This is a genomic window from Bradyrhizobium sp. 6(2017) (assembly GCF_011058295.2).
GTDB lineage: Bacteria > Pseudomonadota > Alphaproteobacteria > Rhizobiales > Xanthobacteraceae > Bradyrhizobium > Bradyrhizobium septentrionale.
Map to the genome: position 1 here is coordinate 4,354,376 of NZ_CP049289.2, position 17,772 is coordinate 4,372,147.

General features: G+C 63.8%; 17 protein-coding genes. 9 read left to right on the forward strand and 8 right to left on the reverse strand.

All coding sequences use genetic code 11. The annotated features are described in order from the left end of the window. Positions 1 to 2 precede the first annotated feature (2 nt). Complete coding sequence (locus G6P99_RS20145) at positions 3 to 1,343, forward strand: carbohydrate porin (RefSeq protein ID WP_165123228.1); 1,341 nt, start codon at positions 3 to 5, stop codon at positions 1,341 to 1,343. Positions 1,344 to 1,370: 27 nt separating this feature from the next. Here G6P99_RS20145 and G6P99_RS20150 read toward each other — a convergent pair whose 3' ends face one another. Together G6P99_RS20150 and G6P99_RS20155 are read right to left on the reverse strand one after the other, a co-directional pair. Continuing rightward, positions 1,371 to 2,675 carry an MFS transporter gene (locus tag G6P99_RS20150; RefSeq protein ID WP_029078659.1) on the reverse strand — a complete coding sequence of 435 codons (1,305 nt, stop codon included), beginning with the start codon at positions 2,673 to 2,675 and terminating at the stop codon, positions 1,371 to 1,373. 325 nt (positions 2,676 to 3,000) lie between these two features. Continuing rightward, entirely contained in the window at positions 3,001 to 4,197 is a 1,197-nt protein-coding gene (locus tag G6P99_RS20155) for an acetyl-CoA C-acyltransferase (RefSeq protein ID WP_029078660.1), read from the reverse strand. A 1,034-nt stretch (positions 4,198 to 5,231) separates the two neighbouring features. On the opposite strand from G6P99_RS20155, the gene G6P99_RS20160 reads away from it, so the two are divergent. After that, the gene (locus G6P99_RS20160) at positions 5,232 to 5,837 is read left to right on the forward strand and encodes a CarD family transcriptional regulator (protein WP_029078661.1); all 606 of its coding nucleotides are present in this window, start codon (positions 5,232 to 5,234) and stop codon (positions 5,835 to 5,837) included. Between the two features lie 71 nt (positions 5,838 to 5,908). Here the strand turns inward: G6P99_RS20160 and G6P99_RS20165 are convergent, their stop codons facing one another. Next, the gene (locus G6P99_RS20165) at positions 5,909 to 6,646 is read right to left on the reverse strand and encodes a hypothetical protein (protein ID WP_245284528.1); all 738 of its coding nucleotides are present in this window, start codon (positions 6,644 to 6,646) and stop codon (positions 5,909 to 5,911) included. 384 nt (positions 6,647 to 7,030) lie between these two features. Between G6P99_RS20165 and G6P99_RS20170 the strand changes: the two genes are divergently transcribed. The 3 genes from G6P99_RS20170 (at position 7,031) to thrS (ending at position 10,920) form a co-directional block, all read left to right on the forward strand. Continuing rightward, positions 7,031 to 8,806 (forward strand): adenylate/guanylate cyclase domain-containing protein, encoded by a 1,776-nt coding sequence (locus G6P99_RS20170; RefSeq protein ID WP_165123230.1) that lies wholly within the window; start codon positions 7,031 to 7,033, stop codon positions 8,804 to 8,806. A 188-nt stretch (positions 8,807 to 8,994) separates the two neighbouring features. After that, positions 8,995 to 9,435: a VOC family protein gene (locus tag G6P99_RS20175; protein WP_029078663.1), complete on the forward strand. Its 441-nt coding sequence runs from the start codon at positions 8,995 to 8,997 to the stop codon at positions 9,433 to 9,435. Between the two features lie 273 nt (positions 9,436 to 9,708). Continuing rightward, positions 9,709 to 10,920: a threonine--tRNA ligase gene (gene thrS, locus G6P99_RS20180; protein ID WP_051346027.1), complete on the forward strand. Its 1,212-nt coding sequence runs from the start codon at positions 9,709 to 9,711 to the stop codon at positions 10,918 to 10,920. A 100-nt stretch (positions 10,921 to 11,020) separates the two neighbouring features. Here the strand turns inward: thrS and G6P99_RS20185 are convergent, their stop codons facing one another. The 3 genes from G6P99_RS20185 to G6P99_RS20195 all read right to left on the reverse strand — a co-directional run bounded on the left by G6P99_RS20185 (position 11,021) and on the right by G6P99_RS20195 (position 12,258). Then, positions 11,021 to 11,227 (reverse strand): hypothetical protein, encoded by a 207-nt coding sequence (locus G6P99_RS20185; RefSeq protein ID WP_029078664.1) that lies wholly within the window; start codon positions 11,225 to 11,227, stop codon positions 11,021 to 11,023. A gap of 194 nt (positions 11,228 to 11,421) precedes the next feature. Then, positions 11,422 to 11,934 carry a ParB N-terminal domain-containing protein gene (locus tag G6P99_RS20190; RefSeq protein WP_029078665.1) on the reverse strand — a complete coding sequence of 171 codons (513 nt, stop codon included), beginning with the start codon at positions 11,932 to 11,934 and terminating at the stop codon, positions 11,422 to 11,424. A 156-nt stretch (positions 11,935 to 12,090) separates the two neighbouring features. Further along, positions 12,091 to 12,258 carry a hypothetical protein gene (locus G6P99_RS20195; RefSeq protein WP_165123232.1) on the reverse strand — a complete coding sequence of 56 codons (168 nt, stop codon included), beginning with the start codon at positions 12,256 to 12,258 and terminating at the stop codon, positions 12,091 to 12,093. A gap of 194 nt (positions 12,259 to 12,452) precedes the next feature. On the opposite strand from G6P99_RS20195, the gene G6P99_RS20200 reads away from it, so the two are divergent. After that, complete coding sequence (locus tag G6P99_RS20200; RefSeq protein WP_035976230.1) at positions 12,453 to 13,097, forward strand: hypothetical protein; 645 nt, start codon at positions 12,453 to 12,455, stop codon at positions 13,095 to 13,097. A gap of 218 nt (positions 13,098 to 13,315) precedes the next feature. Beyond that, a complete protein-coding gene (locus G6P99_RS20205) occupies positions 13,316 to 13,657 on the forward strand; it encodes a nuclear transport factor 2 family protein (RefSeq protein WP_029078667.1) in 342 nt (113 codons plus the stop codon). Between the two features lie 8 nt (positions 13,658 to 13,665). Here the strand turns inward: G6P99_RS20205 and G6P99_RS20210 are convergent, their stop codons facing one another. After that, positions 13,666 to 14,943: an ATP-binding protein gene (locus G6P99_RS20210; protein ID WP_051346028.1), complete on the reverse strand. Its 1,278-nt coding sequence runs from the start codon at positions 14,941 to 14,943 to the stop codon at positions 13,666 to 13,668. Positions 14,944 to 15,065: 122 nt separating this feature from the next. Between G6P99_RS20210 and G6P99_RS20215 the strand changes: the two genes are divergently transcribed. After that, a complete protein-coding gene (locus G6P99_RS20215; protein WP_029078669.1) occupies positions 15,066 to 15,710 on the forward strand; it encodes a response regulator transcription factor in 645 nt (214 codons plus the stop codon). Between the two features lie 289 nt (positions 15,711 to 15,999). On the opposite strand, the gene G6P99_RS20220 is transcribed toward G6P99_RS20215, so the two are convergent. Then, complete coding sequence (locus G6P99_RS20220; protein WP_165123234.1) at positions 16,000 to 16,146, reverse strand: hypothetical protein; 147 nt, start codon at positions 16,144 to 16,146, stop codon at positions 16,000 to 16,002. A gap of 356 nt (positions 16,147 to 16,502) precedes the next feature. On the opposite strand from G6P99_RS20220, the gene G6P99_RS20225 reads away from it, so the two are divergent. Then, the gene (locus G6P99_RS20225; RefSeq protein WP_029078670.1) at positions 16,503 to 17,762 is read left to right on the forward strand and encodes an MFS transporter; all 1,260 of its coding nucleotides are present in this window, start codon (positions 16,503 to 16,505) and stop codon (positions 17,760 to 17,762) included. The last annotated feature ends 10 nt before the right edge of the window (positions 17,763 to 17,772 follow it).

Genomic DNA, 17,772 nt, shown 5'->3' on the forward strand with positions numbered 1-17,772 from the left:
CCATGAGCAGAGCTCTTTCCCGCGCAACACTGGTGGCCGCGGCCCTCGCGCTCTGCGCCCCGGCGCATGCGGACGACAAGCCGGTCGCCGATCGGATCGCGGATACGCGCGCCGCGCTGGAGGAAGCCGGCTACCAGTTCAGCATGACCTATATCGGCGAGGCGTTTAGCAACACCTCGGGCGGTGTGAGCAACGGTGCGGCCTATACCGGCCGTCTCGATCTCGGCACCACGATCGACCTCGACAAGGTGATGGGCTGGACCGGCGCGACCTTCCACGCCAACATGTTCCAGATCCATGGCGACGGGCTGTCGCGGGGCTATGTCGGCAATTTGTTTCTGGTGTCCGGCGTCGAGTCGCTGCCGGCGACGCGGCTCTACGAGTTCTGGATCGAGCAGAAGCTTCTGGACGGCAGGCTCGCGGTGCGCGTCGGCCAGCAGGGCTCCGACGTCGAGTTCATCGACAGCCAGTACGACGACATCTTCATCAATTCGGCGTTGGGCTGGCCCGGCATCACCGGCGTCAATCTTCCGACCGGCGGGCCATCGCCGGCGCTTGCCGTGCCCGGGATCCGCATCAAGGCGAGCCTGACCGACCGCCTCACGGCCTATCTGGGGCTGTTCGACGGTTCGGCCGCTCCGCCGCAGGGAACCGAGGACCCGCAACTCCTCAATCCACACGGGATCCTGTTCCGCGTCAACGATCCGCCCTGGTGGATCGGCCAGCTCAAATACAAGTTCGAGATCGGCGAGAGCAAGCTGCCGGCCACGATCACCGGCGGCGGCTGGTATCACATGATGTCGTTCGCCGATCAGCGCTTCGGGGCCGACGGGCTGTCGCTCGCCGATCCCAACAGCTCCGGCGACACGCGGTGGCTGCGGCGGGACAACGGCATCTTCATGGTCTATGAGCAGTTGCTCGCGCGCGCCAAGCCGGACGCGGACAAGGGCGTCGCGTTCTTCATGCGAGCTTCGGTCAGCCCGTCGGACCGCAACCTCATCAGCACCTATGTCGACGGCGGCTTCCTGTTCACCGGCTTCAGCGACAAATATCCGGACGACCGGTTCGGCATCGCCGGGATTTACGGCAAGATTTCCGACGCCGCGCGCGCGCTCGATCGCGATACGCAGATCTTCACCGGCACGGCGTATCCGATCCGCGACTATGAGGCGATCCTCGAGATCACCTACCAGCACGTCGTGAACGCCAACTTCACGATGCAGCCGATGTTTCAATACATCGCCCATCCCGGGGGCGGCGCCGTCGACCCAAACGATCCGACGCAGACGCATCGGATCAAGGACAGCATCGTGTTCGGGATGCGCACCATCCTCTCGTACTGACCGGCGCAAGTCGCGCAGGCGAGGGCCTCAAGCCGCCGCCGGTTTCGGCTCGGCCGCGGGCTTCGGCTGCGGCCGTGCGATTGCGAGGGCGATCAGCGCGGCGAACACGCAGAGCGCGCCGGCAATGAAGAACGCCGGCAGATAGCTCTGATAGAGCGTGCGCGACAGACCGGCGCCGAACGCGGCGGTGCCGGCGCCGAGCTGGTGGCCGGCGAAGATCCAGCCGAACACCAGATTGGCGCGCTCTGCGCCGAAGCGCTGCGCGGTGAGGCGCACCGTCGGCGGCACGGTCGCGATCCAGTCGAGCCCGTAGAACATCGCAAACAGCGACAATCCGTAGAACGTGAAGTCGGAGAACGGCAGGAACAGCAGCGAGAGGCCGCGCAGGCCGTAATACCAGAACAGCAGGTAGCGGTTGTCGTAGCGGTCCGACAGCCAGCCCGAGACGATGGTGCCGAAGAAGTCGAAGATGCCCATCGCGGCGAGCAGGCTGGCGGCCTGCACCTGCGGGATGCCGTAGTCGAGGCACATCGGGATCAGGTGGACCTGGACCAGGCCGTTGGTCGATGCGCCGCAGACGAAGAAGGTCGCGAACAGGATCCAGAACACCGACGATTTCGAGGAATCGCGCAGCGTGCCGAGCGCGGCCGCCACGATCGGCGCATTGGCCGGCGGTGGCGCCGGGAGGGGCGCGGTGCCCTGATCGCCGAACGGACGCAGGCCGACATCGCTGGGACGGTCGCGCATCAACATCAGCACGGCGAAGGCGGCGACGCCGAGCACGACGCAGACCAGCGACAGCGCGATGCGCCAGCCGTAACGCTCGGTCAGCGTCGCGAGCAGCGGCAGGAAGGCGAGCTGCCCGGTCGCAACGCTCGCGGTGAGGATCCCGATCACGAGCCCGCGCCGCGCCACGAACCAGCGCGTGGCGATGGTCGCGCCGAGCACCAGCGCGGTCATGCCGGTGCCGATCCCGATCACGACGCCCCACAACAGCACCAGCTGCCAGACCTGCGTCATGGCGAGCGAGGCGAGCAACCCCGAGACCACGATCAGCTGTGCCGCCAGCGTCACGTTGCGCAGGCCGTAGCGGTTCAGCAGCGCTGCGGCGAACGGCGCCATCAGCCCGAACAGGATGAAGCGGATCGACAGCGCCGAGGAAATCTCGGCGGTGGACCAGCCGAACTCCTTCTGCAGCGGCACGATGAAGACGCCGGGCGCGCCGACGGTGCCGGCCGAGATCAGCGCGGCGAGGAAAGTGACGGCGACCATCACCCAACCGTAGTGGATGTTGCGGCGGGCGAGGGCGGAAGCAAGCCAGTTCGAGATCATTGGGCCCCAATTGAAATGCGATGAGGGTTCTGTTCGTGATGCGCAATATGGCACGACGGAGCTATGTCTAAAACGACTTAGTTCCCTCGTTTTCGGACTCGCAGGCTGCGCTCGAATTGCCGGCTGCGTAGATGCTGTGCTCCCTCTCCCGTTTGCGGGGGAGGGCCGGGGTGGGGTCCCGCCGCGAGTCATATTGTGGAGACACCCCCCAAACCCGCCGCGCTCTGGCACGCGAGTGCGCTGCCGAGCGCGTCGGCCTCCCCCGCAGGCGGGAGAGGCGAGGTGAGGCTGCGGACAAAGCGATCGGAACTAGGATCATTGCGCCTCAGTGCGTGACGCGCTCGATCGCGATCGCGGTGGCTTCGCCGCCGCCGATACACAAAGCGGCGACTCCGCGCTTCAAATTCTGCGCTTCCAGCGCGTGCAGCAGCGTCACGATCAGCCGCGCGCCGGTGGCGCCGATCGGGTGGCCGAGCGCGCAGGCGCCGCCATTGATGTTCAGCCTGTCCCTGGGAATTCCGAGATCGCGCTGCGCCGCCATCGCGACCACGGCGAAGGCTTCGTTGATCTCGAACAGGTCGACATCGCCGACGCTCCAGCCGACCTTGTCGAGCAGCTTTCTGATCGCCGGGATCGGCGCGGTGGTGAACCACTGCGGCTCCTGGCTGTGGGTGGCGTGGCCCTTGATCTCGGCCAGCACCGGTAGCCCGTCGCGGTAGGCAAGCGAGCGCTTGGCCAGGATCAGCGCCGCGGCGCCGTCGGCGTTGGCGGAGGAGGCCGCCGGCGTGATGGTGCCGTTGGCACGGAATGCGGGTTTGAGGCCGGGGATCTTCGCGGGATCGACCTTCAGCGGATGCTCGTCATTGGCGATGATGCGCGGGCCGGCCTTTTCCTGCAGCGTGATCGGCGCGATTTCGGCCTTGAAGGCGCCGCCCTCGACCGCCTTGCGGGCGCGGCTCAGCGTCTCCATTGCGAAAGCGTCCTGGTCGGCGCGGGTGAACTGATAGGCCTCCGCGGTCGCCTCGCCGAAATCGCCCATCGAGCGGCCGGTCTCGTAGGCGTCCTCGAGCCCGTCCATCATCATGTGGTCGATGATGCGGTCATGGCCGGCGCGATAGCCGCCGCGCGCCTTCTGCAAAAGATAAGGCGCGTTGCTCATGCTCTCCATGCCGCCGGACAATACGATCTCGGCCGAGCCGGCCTTGATGATGTCGTGGGCGAGCATGGTCGCCTTCATGCCGGAGCCGCAGACCTTGTTGACGGTGGTGGCGCCGGTGGCATCGGGCAGTTTTGCGCCGCGCGCCGCCTGGCGGGCAGGGGCTTGGCCCTGGCCGGCGGGCAGCACGTTGCCCATGAACACCTCGTCGATGCGTTCCGGCGCGAGCCTCGCGCGCTCGAGCGCCGCGCCGATCACATGCGAGCCGAGCTTGTGGGCCGCGAGCGGCGTCAGTTCGCCCATGAAGCGGCCTAGCGGGGTGCGGGCGGCGGAGAGGATGACGACGGGATCGGCGCTGGATGCCATGGCAGGATTTCCTTCAATGCCGGGGATTTGATTGAATTATCTTCATCATATGATGCGATGCAAAAAATGCAACTCCGCGTCCCATGACAAAATGTCGTGTTCGCATGAGTTGGAGAGGGAGCGTGAGGCCGCGTTGTCGCCTCGATTCCGCTGTCGTCCCGGCGAACCCCCAACCCGGGATGTCATCACCCGCGTATGCGGGTGATCCAGTATTCCAGAGACTGCGGTGCTTGAGCCGAAAGGCCGCGGCGTACTGGATCGCCCGGTCGAGCCGGGCGATGACAGGGGTAGATGTGGATGCAGTTCTATATTCTCGCGACATGATTTGCCCGAGCTTTGTTCTTCGTCTCGCCCTCTTGCAGAGGGCGCAGGGAAAGCCGGGTGCCGATCGCACCCATGGGCCCCGAGCAATGGGTAGAAAGCTCGGAGGTAGGACCACAGGTGTAACCGGAGCAGTCCGGCTTTCCCTGCGCGATGGTTTTACGGCTTACTTCGTGCTCTCCCCGGCGAGACTTGGCTTGTTTGTCACCGCCTTCGCAAGACGCAATTACGTCTTACAAGGGGACACCGGCCGCTAGGGCGTCAGGACCACACGACTTCGCCGTCCGCGTCATGCGCATTCGTCGACTGCGCGATCGGCGTCCACCGCATCCCACACCGCGTTCGTGACGACCGCGAAGCGCCCCTCGATCGGGTGAGACGAACAGTTCATACACTGAGTTGGGTATTCTGATAAATAGAAATATTTTTGCTGCGGGGGCTTGCGTCGTCGGGCAACTCAGTGATCGAGATTTCGGCACGGAACCGTTGATTTCGCCGAGTGGGAACACGTTGCCAAGAAGCCACAGCGATCGAAAGGAATGGAAATTGGTAGCGTCATTCCCGTGGCGGCGCGCGCGCTCGCGGCTTATTGGTTAGGGATCAAATCGGGCAGCGTGAATGATTTCCGGCCCGGCAGTTTGTTTCAAATGCGTGATTGATCAGAGCTGGAATTGGCATGAGCCAATTCAAGAAGCCATGGAGCTTGTCGCGAAATGAATTTTGATAATCGATCCACATCCAACTGTTCGAACCACACACATTCAGCATCAGCGAACCCCGTCGACGAAACGACTGAAAACCAGAGCGCTGAGATGCGCTTTGGTTTCAAGGCGACGGACTTGATCGTGTACCCTGCGCACGGCGTCGGCCAAATTGTAGCGATTGAGGAGCAGACAGTGGCAGGGGCTTGCCTCGAGTTCTTTGTCGTCTATTTCGCGAAGAGCAAGATGACGCTGCGCGTTCCGACGAGGAAAGCGGCAAGCGCTGGAATGCGTAAGCCCTCCGATCCCGCTGCCATCCAGCACATGCGACGAATCCTGGGTCAAGCGCCGCACAAAGCGCGGGGGAATTGGTCCCGGCTTGCTCAAGAATACGAAGGCAAGATCAATTCGGGCAATATTGTCGCCATCGCGGAAGTCATGCGGGATCTCTATCGGCCCGCGGTCAATCCCGAACAGAGCTACAGCGAACGGCAGCTTTACGCGGCGGCAGCCGATCGCCTGTCCGGAGAAGTCGCGCTCGTCAGCGGCATAACCGAAGCAGAAGCCGTCAGGGAGCTTGAAAGCCTGATGCTCGCTGAGGTCAGGCGGAGCGCATAGAGCGGTCGGCTCGGACATCGTCGGAACGTCCGCTTCCGCCTCCAGGCTGACGTTCCGGCGCCGCTGGCGCTCTAGGATGGCCGTTCGACGAAGGCGACGGCCTTGTTGCTATAGGTCCATATCGCGCCGTCGCGTTTGCTGATCCCGAGAAAGGCGGTCGGCGAACCGGCATATTTCATGTTCCGATTGCCGCCGTCGATGCCATAGGCCCATGGGTCGAGGCATAGAAACTCGGTGATCTTGCCGTCGGCTCCCGAAGTGCGGTGGCCGACGATGCCGACATAATGGGCGCCGCCGAGCGAGGCCCGCACCGGCACCTTGTTTTCAAGATTCTTGATCGTCCAATCCACCGCTTTGCCGGGATCGCGGGCCGCGCTCACTTGGTCGCGCGACGTCGGTTCGGCCATTTTCCAGCCCATATAGCGGACGAACACGATCTTGATGATCGAACCGCACCAATATTGATTGTTCACTGCCTTGAGGAAGCCGCCATTGTTCTGGTTCCATGGCAGCTTGCTCTTCTTGTAGTTTTCCATCGACTCGTCGGCGGTCGCCGCCAGGGTGGGAAGGGTGTTCAGCGGTTCGTCCACCAGCATTTCATAGACGCGATGGCGGTCGTCCAATTCGTCGCTGGGGTCTTGGTTGCTGTAGAACTTGCGATAGGCGGGCGTCTTGGCCGCCGTCGTGACGTTGTGGAGATAGTGCCAGATCAAATCGGTTGTCCACGAGGAGTCGCGGGTATGGGTGTCGGCCATCGGGAGGTTCCATATAGGGCATTCGGCTGCGGCGGCTTCGCGGCCGTTTCCCACTTGCGGTCAGACCAGCCGCGCTGAAAGGTTAGTCCCCGCTCGGTTGATGACGGTTCACTGAGGACTTCGCGAAGCCCGATCTCGTCTTGGCAGGAACATTGATCAAGCAAACCGTCTTGGAAGCACCGGCCGCATGATCGAATAGCGTCTCTTTTTGGTGCACCACCTGAGCCTGGATTTGGCCCTTGGCGGACCTGCGCGTGTCCCAGGCTGAGGTCGCGAATGACCCAAAGCAGACTTCCGCGCGGGCTCGGAGCAGACAAAGCCGTCGGCGCACGCCGACGTCGGCCGTTGACCCGCAGCCGACTTCGCGAACTCGATAGACACGCCCCGGTTCCGACGCATAGACTTGTCCCACTACTACGCTGGGTCGGAGCGCACCACGTGGCCGAGACGCGGGTCGAACGCAGACTTGCTGCCATCCTTGCAGCTGATGTCGCAGGCTACTCGCGCCTGATGGGCGCTGATGAGGTCGGCACGCTGGCCGCTTTGAAGGCGCACCGCCGCGAGGTCGTCGATCCAGCCATCGCCCAGTATCACGGCCGGATTGTCAAGACCACCGGCGACGGCATGCTCGTCGAGTTCGCCAGCGCGGTCGACGCCGTAACTTGCGCGGTTGCGGTTCAGGAAAAAATGGCGGAGCGAACGGCCGAAGAGACCGTGGCGCGTGTCCAGTTCCGGGTCGGAATAAACGTTGGCGACATTATCATCGACAGCAACGACATCTTCGGCGATGGCGTCAATGTCGCCGCGCGGGTCGAGAACGAATGCGAGCCGGGTGGCGTATACCTATCAGAGGATGCCTATCGGCAGGTACGGGGAAAGACGGCTTATTCGTTCGATGATCTCGGCGAAAGATCGCTAAAAAACATTGACCGGCGGGTGCGGCTTTATGCCGTGCGTTCAGCCATTTCGTCTGCAGTAGACACCAAGTCGCCTGCCGAGACCGGCAAGCTTCTCCCGCTGCCTGACAGACCCTCCATCGCAGTACTGCCGTTCGCCAACATGAGCGGCGACCCCGAGCAGGAGTATTTCGCTGATGGCGTTGTGGAGGACATCATCACGGCGCTGTCCCGCTTCAAGTCACTGTTCGTGATCGCGCGAAATTCCAGTTTCACCTACAAGAGCAAGGCCGTCGATATCAAGCAAGTCGGTCGCGAGCTCGGGGTGCGCTATGTACTGGAAGGCAGCGTTCGCAAGATGGGCGGGCGGGTGCGCATTACCGGCCAGCTCATTGAAGCTGCGACCGGCGCTCATCTCTGGGCGGACAAGATCGATGCTGCGCTGGAAAACGTGTTCGAACTACAAGACGATGTGACGACGCGCGTGGTCGGCGCTATCGAGCCGTCGATCACCGAGGCCGAGATCAGTCGTGCGCAGATGAAGCCGACGTCCAGCCTCGATGCCTATGATTTCTATCTAAAGGCCCTCTCGATCCACTATTCTCAACTGCGCGCCGACCTCGACGAAGCGCTCCGGCTGCTTGAACGGGCTATCGCTCTGGACCCGACCTATTCCTGGGCAAAGGCATTCGCGGTCTACATTCATACCTTACGCTTGAGCCAGGGCTGGGCATCGCCAGAGGACGTGGCGCGGGGACGTGAGTTGGCTCAGGAGGCATTGCTCGCGAGCCGCGATGAACCCAACACGATAGCACTCGCGGCTCATGGCTTCGCTTGGCTGGCACATGAGTTCGACATGCCTCTCGCTGCCATGGACCGCGCCCTCTATCTAAATCCCAATTCGTTCAACGTTCTGATTCGGAGCGGTTGGCTGCGGGCCTGGGTAGCCGATACTGAACGTGCCATCGATAATTTCTCGCGTTCGATCCGATTGAGCCCGGTCGATTCTTTACTTGGATGGGCTTACGGCGGCCTCGCCTTCGCCCATATTCTCAAAGGCGAATACGCGATTGCCTTGGAGTATGCCCGCCGCACCACATATGAGATGCCGCGATGGGTCGGGAGTTGGAATGCGGTCGCCATTTCGGCAGGTCACCTTGGCAATCAGCAGGAAGCGGCTGTTGCCAAGGATCGGCTACTCGAATTGATACCTCACAATTCCATAGCGGCGACACGTTTACGCAGACCTTTCCGAGACAGATGGGTCAGCGACCTGTTCGACGAAGGTCTGCGTCTGGCAGGGCTACCCGAGGGTTAAGTTCGTCAGGCGACTGCTGTACTTCCGCTCCTGGCCCCAAAAGCAGACTTCGGCGCGGCCAACCCGCCTACGGTGCGACAGAGCGAGCTGGTAGGGTTGCAAGAGCGGGGCCAATTTGCCGGAAAGTCACCCTGCCGAGGTGGAGCCCGCGCGTCCGAGTGCATGGCGTTGATGACGGGAGTAACGAGATGATACTCAATCCTGACCATGTCACCATCGCAGTGGCCGACGCCGGCCCGGCGATCGCGTTCTTCGCGCTGCTTGGCTTCAGAAAGGCGCATGTCGCGACGATCGACGGTGGCGTGCCCGCTCAGTACATGGGCATGCCGGGCATGAAGGCGCAGCACATCACCCTCGCACTCGAGGGAGCGGATCCTCATTTCGAGATTCAGCTGCTCGCGTTCGACCCGCCGCCTGCGACCGATCCGGGTGCGCACCCGACGAATCTGCGACGACGAGGCTTCAACCACCTCGCGTTCCGCGTCGACGACATCGAGGCGGCCACCGCACACCTCGTGGCCAATGGCGTGACCATGCTGAGCGACGAGATGGATTACATCAGCCGTAAGCTGCGGCTCTTCGAGGGTCCCGAGGGCATCACCATCGAGTTGGTGCAGCGGGACGACTGAGACGCTTCCGATTAAGGGCCGTTACTCGGCGCGACGCCGAGCGGCTCGAGCGGGCGTTGACGCCCGGGCGTTTTGCCGCCATATACAACTCATGAACAAGCTTTTCTCAGCCGCTTCGACCACCACCGCGACCGCTGACGGCGGATCGCCTGCTGGTTGCGCGCGCTAGAGACAAGCGTCCTTCACCCAGAAAGGCCCCGCCGGCGACGGACGGGGCCTTTTCTGTTTGGGTGGTCACCGTCCGCGCTGTTTCCCATCACAAGGAACATAGCCATGGACGATCTCGACCACAGACATCTCGGCGTACAGCTCAAGCTCTGGCACCTCCAGGAGGATGCGCCGGGCATGGTGTTCTGGCATCCGCGCGGCACCGCGCTCTACCGGGTGCTGGAGGACTATGTCAGGCGCAAGATGCGCCGCGCCGGTTATGCCGAGGTCCGGACGCCGCAGCTGCTGCCAAAGCAGCTCTGGGACCGCAGCGGTCACTGGGACAAGTTCGGCGCGCACATGTTCCGCGTCGACGACGGCGAGGCGGCGATGGCGCTGAAGCCGATGTCGTGTCCGTGCCATGTGCAGATCTTCAACAAGGGGCTGCGCTCGTGGCGCGAGCTTCCGATCCGCTATGCCGAATTCGGCGCCTGCCATCGCAACGAGCCGTCCGGTTCGCTGCACGGCATCATGCGAACGTGCGCGTTCGAGCAGGACGACGCGCATGTGTTCTGCCGCGAGCAGGACGTCGAGAGCGAAGTCGCGTGCTTCATCGCCCTGCTTGATGAGGTCTACCGTGAGCTCGGCTTTCCCGACTACGAGGTGGCGCTGGCGACGCGGCCCGCGCTGCGCGCCGGCAACGATGCGAGCTGGGACTGGTCGGAGGCGAAGCTCGGCGATGCCGCGCGGCGCTGCGGCCTCGCGCCGCAGATCAATCCGGGCGAAGGCGCGTTCTACGGACCGAAGCTGGAATTCGCGTTGCGCGACCGTCTCGGACGATCCTGGCAGTGCGGCACGGTGCAACTCGACAGTGTGCTGCCGGAGCGCCTCGAAGCGTCCTACATCGCCTCCGACGGCAGCCGTGCGACGCCGCTGATGATCCATCACGCCATCTTCGGATCGCTCGGCCGCATGATCGCGATCCTGCTCGAGCATCACGGCGGTGCGCTGCCGTTCTGGCTGTCGCCGGACCAGGTTGCGGTGGCGCCGATCTCGCAAGAGCAGGCGGCGTATGGCGCGGACGTCAAGGCAGCGTTCGAGGATGCCGGGATCCGGGCTGTTGGCTATGACGGCGCCGACACGCTGTCGCGACGCATCGTGGCGGCGCATGACATGGCGGTGCCTGTGATGGCGATCGTCGGCGGGCGCGAGATGAGGGAGGGCCGGGTGACCTTGCGCGAGCGCGACGGCGCGCAGGCCGACATGCCGCTGGCCGAGGCGGTGTCCCGCCTGCAGGCGAGGGCACGGCCGGGTGCCGTGATGGCTGAAGCGTTGTAGCCCGCGGATGCAGGTCCCAGGCGAGCAGGCGCCAGGATGAGGGGGGCTTCGCCCGCTGGCTCACTGCGGACCTGCCGATCGGCGGCGCTGCCAGACGCTTTCACCGCTTTTTCTTGGGCGCGGCTTCGCTGCTCGCCGCTGCCTCGCGCGCCAAACGCTCCGCCTTCAGTCGCTCACGGTTCGCATGAAATGCGTTCTGGACGCGTTGGTGTTCCGATGTCGCGGTCTTGGCGTCAGCTGCCCGGAACGCCTTTTGGGCCTCGCGCTGAGCCTGGGTGGGTCTCCTCGACTCATGGGTGTAAGGCATTTCTTCCTCCTTACCGCGGCATTGCTCCCGACTTGGGCTCTCAGGGGCGTCGCTTGCCGGAGGTAAGAAGTCTACTCCCGATTCGCCCTAAAGTTCCATTTTGCGGTGCAGCGGAACGCACACAGCGTTCGAAGACGCGGTCTTGTGTGCACCTTTGGGCATACGCGGAAGGCAGAAGGGGTGCGAGCCGACAATCAATAGCGACCACCATCGCGCTTCTGTTGTGTGAGCCATTCCGACAGGGTCTTGGTTTTTGATCCTGGATCGGCCGACGCCCCTCGTCTGATACTTCCGCCGGAGCGCGCTGACCGAAGCCCGGTTGATTGAGTTTCCGTGATCGCCTCCGCGGAAGCGGTCGATCTCACCGCAGCTTCCTTTTCGAGGCGCAGCTTCTTCAATCGCGCCATCTTGTCCCGCTCGGCCTCAGTTTCAGCTGTGTCCGACAGCAGCGCCTTGTGGTGAGCGGTCTCTGCTGAACCCAAGACTCCGATAATCGTCGTCTCGCCAAGCGCCTTGCAGGCCTCGAGCCGATGCAATCCCTCGAGCAAAACGAGCCGGCCTTCGTCAGGCCGAACGAGAATGGGAATCTGTTGTCCTAATTCCAGAATACTCGCCGCGATTTCCTGAACGAGCTCAGGCCTCAGCGTTTTCCTCTTCTTGATGGGAACGTAAATCTGGTCGATTGGAAGACTTTCCGGGTCGGGCACAGTCATACTCCCTCCTCAGGGTCCGTCCACAATACGGTTTAGGGACGAAGCGCTATGCCGCCAAGGGATTTCTAAGGCATTTCTCATCCTATGGGGCGGTGCACCTGTCGCGGCCCGGGAGCGCGTCCGCATTCGATGCCACAAGGCTGGCGTGCCTCAGTCCGAACGCCACGCGCCGAGCAGGAATCGCCGCTTCGGTGTGGCGCCTGCCTGATTGTGCAGATCGGGCAGATCGACGGCGTAACGCTTCATCAGGAGCCGGATTGCGACCCCAAGGATCACAAAGGGCGTCAGATAGATCGCGAAAACTTCGAAGGCTTTCATGTGGTCCTCCGCAGCTTTGAAGCGGGCATGCTACCCCAAAGCCGGCACGGCGGCACCTAAAACTGTACCTGTGACGCTGGGTCCCCGTTAACCGAATTCCCGAACGCCGATCAATTCAAGGTTGCGGCATGGAGGGTCCATTTACCGACCGGATGCTAGGCATCGCCGATTGTGCAATGGAAAGTCATATCGCAATGTCCGTCATCGCTGTCGAACAGTCGCCCGCGCGCATTCCGCTCTCCGTCAAGATCGGCTTCAGCGCCTTCATGGCCGTCCTGGTGCCGGTGTACACATATTCCTACGGGCCGACGAATTTCCTGTATTTTTGCGACGTCTGCCTGATCCTCACTTTGATCGGGGTCTGGACCGAAAGCGCGCTCCTGATTTCGATGTGCGCCGTCGGGCTGCTGGTGCCGCAGACCGTCTGGGTGATCGACTTCCTCGCGCATGTCGCCGGCTTTTCGCTGACCGGAATGACCGATTACATGTTCGACTCGAACGTCTCGCTGTTCCTGCGCTTCCTGTCGGGCTTCCACGGCTGGCTGCCGTTCCTGCTGCTGTTCCTGGTCTGGCGTCTCGGTTACGATCAGCGCGCGCTGATCGCCTGGAGCGTGCTGGCATGGGCGCTGCTGCTGCTCTGCTACTTCGTGATGCCGCCACCGCGGCCGGACCCGGGCATGGCCCCGGTCAACATCAACTACGTCTTCGGCACCAGCGACAGGGCGCCGCAAGGCTTCGTGCCGCCGCTGGTGTGGCTCGCCGGCCTGATGATCGGCCTTCCGCTGCTCGCCTTCATTCCCACGCACTTCATGCTGCGGCGCGCCGTGCCGCGGACGTGAAGGACGTCGGCTTCCGCAGATCGAAGACCCCGCCGCTGATGCCATGGCGGCATGGCGGTGCGGCGGCGCCGGAGCACGATCCGCTGTATCGGCATCCGCGGATGCGTTAACATCCAGCGGCGCCGTCGTTGCAGAACGAGCCGGAGCGGCGTTTACGCTGCATTCGGCGGGCGCGACCTGACCGGCATTATTCCGCAATCGATTTTTGTGGAGTTCATTTGACCAATCAGTTTGACGAGATGGCCGTCGTGGTGGACTGGCTCGACTGCTGCCGGAGCCGCGATCTCGAGGCGTTGCTCGACCATTATGCCGATGATGCCCGGCTGGAATGCGCCTGCGAGGGGAGCTCGATCAGCGGCCGTTCGGCGCTGGCGGATTACTGGCGACCGAAACTGTCCGCGGTGGCGTCGAGCGCGTTCGGGCTCGAGGAGATTTCGCCGCGAGGGAACGGGATCGTGCTTGACTATCTGAGCTTCGAGGGCAGGCGGGTTCAGATCGTGTTCGGGTTCGATGCCGAGGGGCGGATATCGCACATGCGCTGTGCCCCGTCGTCGCGGTGATGCCTTCCTCATTGCACGACAGCATGGTCGAGCGGCAACAGGCATCGCACGACGGTGAGACCTTGCTCGCGGACCAGCTCCAGCGTGCCGTCGAGCGCGCGCACGCGTTCCTGCATGCCGGTCAGGCCGCGGCCGAAAACCAGGTTCCGCGGCAGGCCAATGCCGTCGTCCGAAATCTCGATCCGGATCTGGCCGTCCTCGATCGCCGCCGCGACGCTCATCGTCCACGCCTCCGCATGGCGGAGGACGTTGGTCACCCCCTCCTGGATGACGCGGTAAGCGGTTTGCGAGAGCAGGCCGTCGAGGTCGTTCAGACGCTGATCGATCTGCGATTGCAGGCTGAGGTCGGGAGCCTGGGATTTGGCATTGCGCAGCAACGCCTGCACGCTGGCCATTAGTCCCAGCTCCGTAACGTAGAGCGGGCTCAGCCCCTCAAGCACGCGCCGGTTGGCCAGCTGCAAGGCCTCGGCCGCGCTGAGGATGCCATGCGCCGGCGAGCCCGGCTCGGGAGGGCCCTCAGCCTCGGCCAGCGCCGTGGCGTTGGCGCGGATGGCGAACAGCAGCGGGCCCATCTCGTCATGCAGCTCGCGGGCGAGCTCGCGGCGCTCGTCGTCCTGCACCGCAACGAGCTTGCGCAGCAGCTCGCGATTGTCCTGGCTGAACCGCCTCAGCGTCGCGGCGAGCTGGTTGGCTTCCGCGCAGCTGTTGCGGATCTCGGGCGGGCCGGCCAATGGAATGGCGGCGTCGTATTCGCCGTTTCGCATCCGGGTCAGGCCGGCGCCGAGCTCGGCCAGCGGGCGCAGCGCCGTGCCTGTCGTGAAATAGACGCTGAGCGCGGCGAGCAGCATCAGCGCCGAGCTGGACGCGGCGATGGCCAGGAAGCCGAACCATTTCTCCTCGATGTCGGGCGAAAGATCCGGACTGAAGACGATGTCCCCGACGTGAGCCGCCCCGATTCTGACCGGATGGGTCGAGCCGAGCTGGGGGACCTGGAGCAGGGCGGTGAACCAGGCGGGAATGTTGCCGCGATAGGGGGCGGCCGCATTGGGCTGCGGGCTGGACCCGGGCGGTACGAATGCGATGGCCTCATGGCTCCCGAGCCCGGCCGCGAACGCATCGAGGGTCTGCTGCGGATTGCGCGCAGCCGCCAGCGCGGCATTTAGCGCGTCGGCGACGAACCGGGCGGAGCGCGCCCCTTGCGCGTTCTCGTTCTCGAATTGCTCGGGCGAGGCGATCTGCAGGGCCAGGCCGCCGAGCAGCAGCGCCCCGACCACCATCGCCGCCATCGGCAGCAACAGCCGGGCGCGAAGGGAGAGGCGGTTCCAGAGTTTTGGCACATCGGGCTCCGTTCGGCGATTCTTCTCTTTCCATTCCCGCGCGAAGTTTCTATCAAGGCGGAGGGGTAGTCATGCACGAAACGGCCAAATCAGCCACGAGGGTATTGATCGTCGACGACCATCCGGTCGTGGTCTCGGGCTGCCGCTCCCTGTTCGCCTCCGACAAAACGGTCAAGATCGACGAAGCCGCCGATGCCAAGGCCGGCCATCGTGCCTTCATGCAGAAGCGGCCCGACGTCACCGTCATCGACATCAAGCTGCCCGATGTCTCCGGGTTCGAGCTGCTGCGCAGGATCCGCAAGGACGATCCGGACGCCCGCATCATCATGTTCAGCATGAACGACGACCCCGCATTCGTGGTGCGGGCCGTCGAGATGGGCGCGCAGGGCTATCTCTCGAAGAGCGACGATCCGCGCCTGTTCGTGAAGGCGGTGCGCAAGGTCGCAGCCGGCGAGCGGTTCATCTCGCCGCATCTCGCGGAGGCGATCGCCTTTGCCGGCGCCGCGATCAAGGCCAACCCCGCCTCGCAGATGTCGGCGCGGGAACTGGAGATCCTGCGGCTGCTGGGCCGCGGCGACAAGATCGTCGATGTCGCCTCCGCGCTCGGCATCTCCTACAAGACCGTCGCCAACACCACCTCGCTGCTCAAGCAGAAGCTCGGCGCCAAGAACCACTCCGACCTGGTGCGGATCGCGGTCGAGCTGGAGCTGGACTGAGCTTTGCGGAAGACGCCCAATCCTGCTTTTCGGGAAAAATATGCAGCCGGCTGGAACTGTTTGTCTCTGTCCCGGTTGATGCCGTGCGTTAAGACACAATCAACTTCCCAATAAGACTCCGGCGCGGCTCCCCGGCTGCGCCGGAGCTGATTTTTGTGTGCAGTGGTGGAGCAGGAACGAGATCAGGCGCGGCGGTCGCGCCGCGCGGGATGATACCTCAATTGACGGCTTTGCCTCAGACGCCTCAGAGACCACAGGCTCTGACAGAGCGTGAGCACTTGACCGCGCGCTAGAGCGGAACCCTGACCTGCGGCACGGCCGGCATTACAGGGCTCCTTGCCGCCCGGGACTCGACGAACAGGCTGGATGTGACGATCAGCGCGATCGAGAACAACGCCACCACCGACATGCATGCGACCTGATCGCCAGCGCCCATTTCGCTCCTCCGCGTTTGCTTCGAGCGGAGAACTTGGCAGCGATCGGTTCGTTCCTATGATCGGGAAAAACCAGCAATACTCGCTTCGCCGTTGCCGGCGCTTCCGCAACGCAGGATCGGCTGCGGCTGATTCGGACCGGGTTTGACGCGAGGCCTTGACGCGAGCGGTGCGAAGAGGGCCGCGCCCGGCATGGCCGCATGCGGCGGCCGCGATTGACAGGGGCGGCGTTGGCGCTACGCTTCCGGAAGTTTTCCCAAACGACTGCAATCAAGACCACGCTCATCACGACCAGACTCAAGAGCCAACCAAGAACCAAGAACAAGGGCAGGAACGCCGTGAAACGCGTCATCGCGTCTTGAGCGGAGCCACGCGGACCTCCGCGCTCGCGCCATTTCGCATCCGCAGCTATCGCTTTCAATGGCCGTCCGATCTGCTCACCTCGTGGGCGTTCGAGGTCGAGACGCTGGTGCTCGGCTGGTACATCATGGTCGAGACCGGCTCGGTCCTGCTGCTGACCGTGCTCGCCTCGCTGCAATATGTCGGCACCCTGGTCGCGCCTGTCGTCGGCATGATCGGCGACCGCATGGGGCATCGCGATCTGCTCGCCGTGATGCGCTTTGCCTATACCGTACTCGCCGGCACCATCATGACGCTGGCCCTGACGGGGCACCTGGCGCCCTTGAACGTCATGATCATCGTTGCGATCATGGGCGTGATCCGCCCGTCGGATCTCGGCGTGCGCGGTGCGCTGCTCGCCGACATCATGCCGCCGGAGCAACTGGTCGGCGCCATCAGCCTGGCGCGCACCACGCAGGATTCGGCGCGGATCGCCGGCGCGCTGACCGGGGCCGGATTGTTCGCGGCGCTCGGCATCGGCTATGTCTATGTCGGGATCGCCGGCTTCTATTTCATCGCGGCGATCCTGATGCTGTGCATGAGCCGTCCGAAATCACACGGCGTAGCTGATCTTGCGGCCGACGATCTGCCGGGTTCAAAACTGCTGCGGGACCTCAAGGAGGGCATCGTCTATGCCTGGAGCGGCCCGGGCATGCGCGCCGCGCTGTGCGTTGCATTCCTCGCCAACCTGACCGCGTTTCCGCTCACCAACGGCCTATTGCCCTTTGTCGCGCGCGACATCTTCCATACCGACCAGACCGGGCTCGGCTATCTCTCGGCGAGTTTTGCGGTCGGCTCGCTGATCGGCTCGATTACGCTCAGCATGGCCGGCGGCGTGCGCATCGCGCGGCTCCTGATCGGCGCGACCTTGGCCTGGTACGCAATGCTCTTGGTGTTCGTCGAGCTCAGGACCATGCCCGTGGCGATGGCCTGCCTGGTGCTGGCCGGCATCGCGCAGAGCATGTCGATGATCTCCGCCGCGGTGATGCTGATGCGCAATGCCAGCGCCCATTTGCGCGGCCGCGTGATGGGCGTGCGGATGATGGTGATCTACGGCCTGCCGCTTGGCCTGCTCGCCGCCGGCAGCCTGATCGACCTGATCGGCTACACCGCGACCGGCACGCTGCTCGCTGCCGCCGGCTTCATCGCGATGCTGGCGATCGCGCTGCACTGGCGCGCCGATCTCTGGCCGACCCATGCGCCGGCGAATGCAAGGTGAAGGCGAGCTT

Excerpts from the sequence above, each read along its gene's own strand:
- G6P99_RS20145 (WP_165123228.1), top strand. The coding sequence starts at position 3 with ATGAGCAGAGCTCTTTCCCGCGCAACACTGGTGGCCGCGGCCCTCGCG.
- G6P99_RS20150 (WP_029078659.1), bottom strand. The coding sequence starts at position 2,675 with ATGATCTCGAACTGGCTTGCTTCCGCCCTCGCCCGCCGCAACATCCAC.
- G6P99_RS20155 (WP_029078660.1), bottom strand. The coding sequence starts at position 4,197 with ATGGCATCCAGCGCCGATCCCGTCGTCATCCTCTCCGCCGCCCGCACC.
- G6P99_RS20160 (WP_029078661.1), top strand. The coding sequence starts at position 5,232 with ATGAATTTTGATAATCGATCCACATCCAACTGTTCGAACCACACACAT.
- G6P99_RS20175 (WP_029078663.1), top strand. The coding sequence starts at position 8,995 with ATGATACTCAATCCTGACCATGTCACCATCGCAGTGGCCGACGCCGGC.
- thrS (WP_051346027.1), top strand. The coding sequence starts at position 9,709 with ATGGACGATCTCGACCACAGACATCTCGGCGTACAGCTCAAGCTCTGG.
- G6P99_RS20185 (WP_029078664.1), bottom strand. The coding sequence starts at position 11,227 with ATGCCTTACACCCATGAGTCGAGGAGACCCACCCAGGCTCAGCGCGAG.
- G6P99_RS20195 (WP_165123232.1), bottom strand. The coding sequence starts at position 12,258 with ATGAAAGCCTTCGAAGTTTTCGCGATCTATCTGACGCCCTTTGTGATC.
- G6P99_RS20200 (WP_035976230.1), top strand. The coding sequence starts at position 12,453 with ATGTCCGTCATCGCTGTCGAACAGTCGCCCGCGCGCATTCCGCTCTCC.
- G6P99_RS20210 (WP_051346028.1), bottom strand. The coding sequence starts at position 14,943 with ATGGCGGCGATGGTGGTCGGGGCGCTGCTGCTCGGCGGCCTGGCCCTG.
- G6P99_RS20215 (WP_029078669.1), top strand. The coding sequence starts at position 15,066 with ATGCACGAAACGGCCAAATCAGCCACGAGGGTATTGATCGTCGACGAC.
- G6P99_RS20220 (WP_165123234.1), bottom strand. The coding sequence starts at position 16,146 with ATGGGCGCTGGCGATCAGGTCGCATGCATGTCGGTGGTGGCGTTGTTC.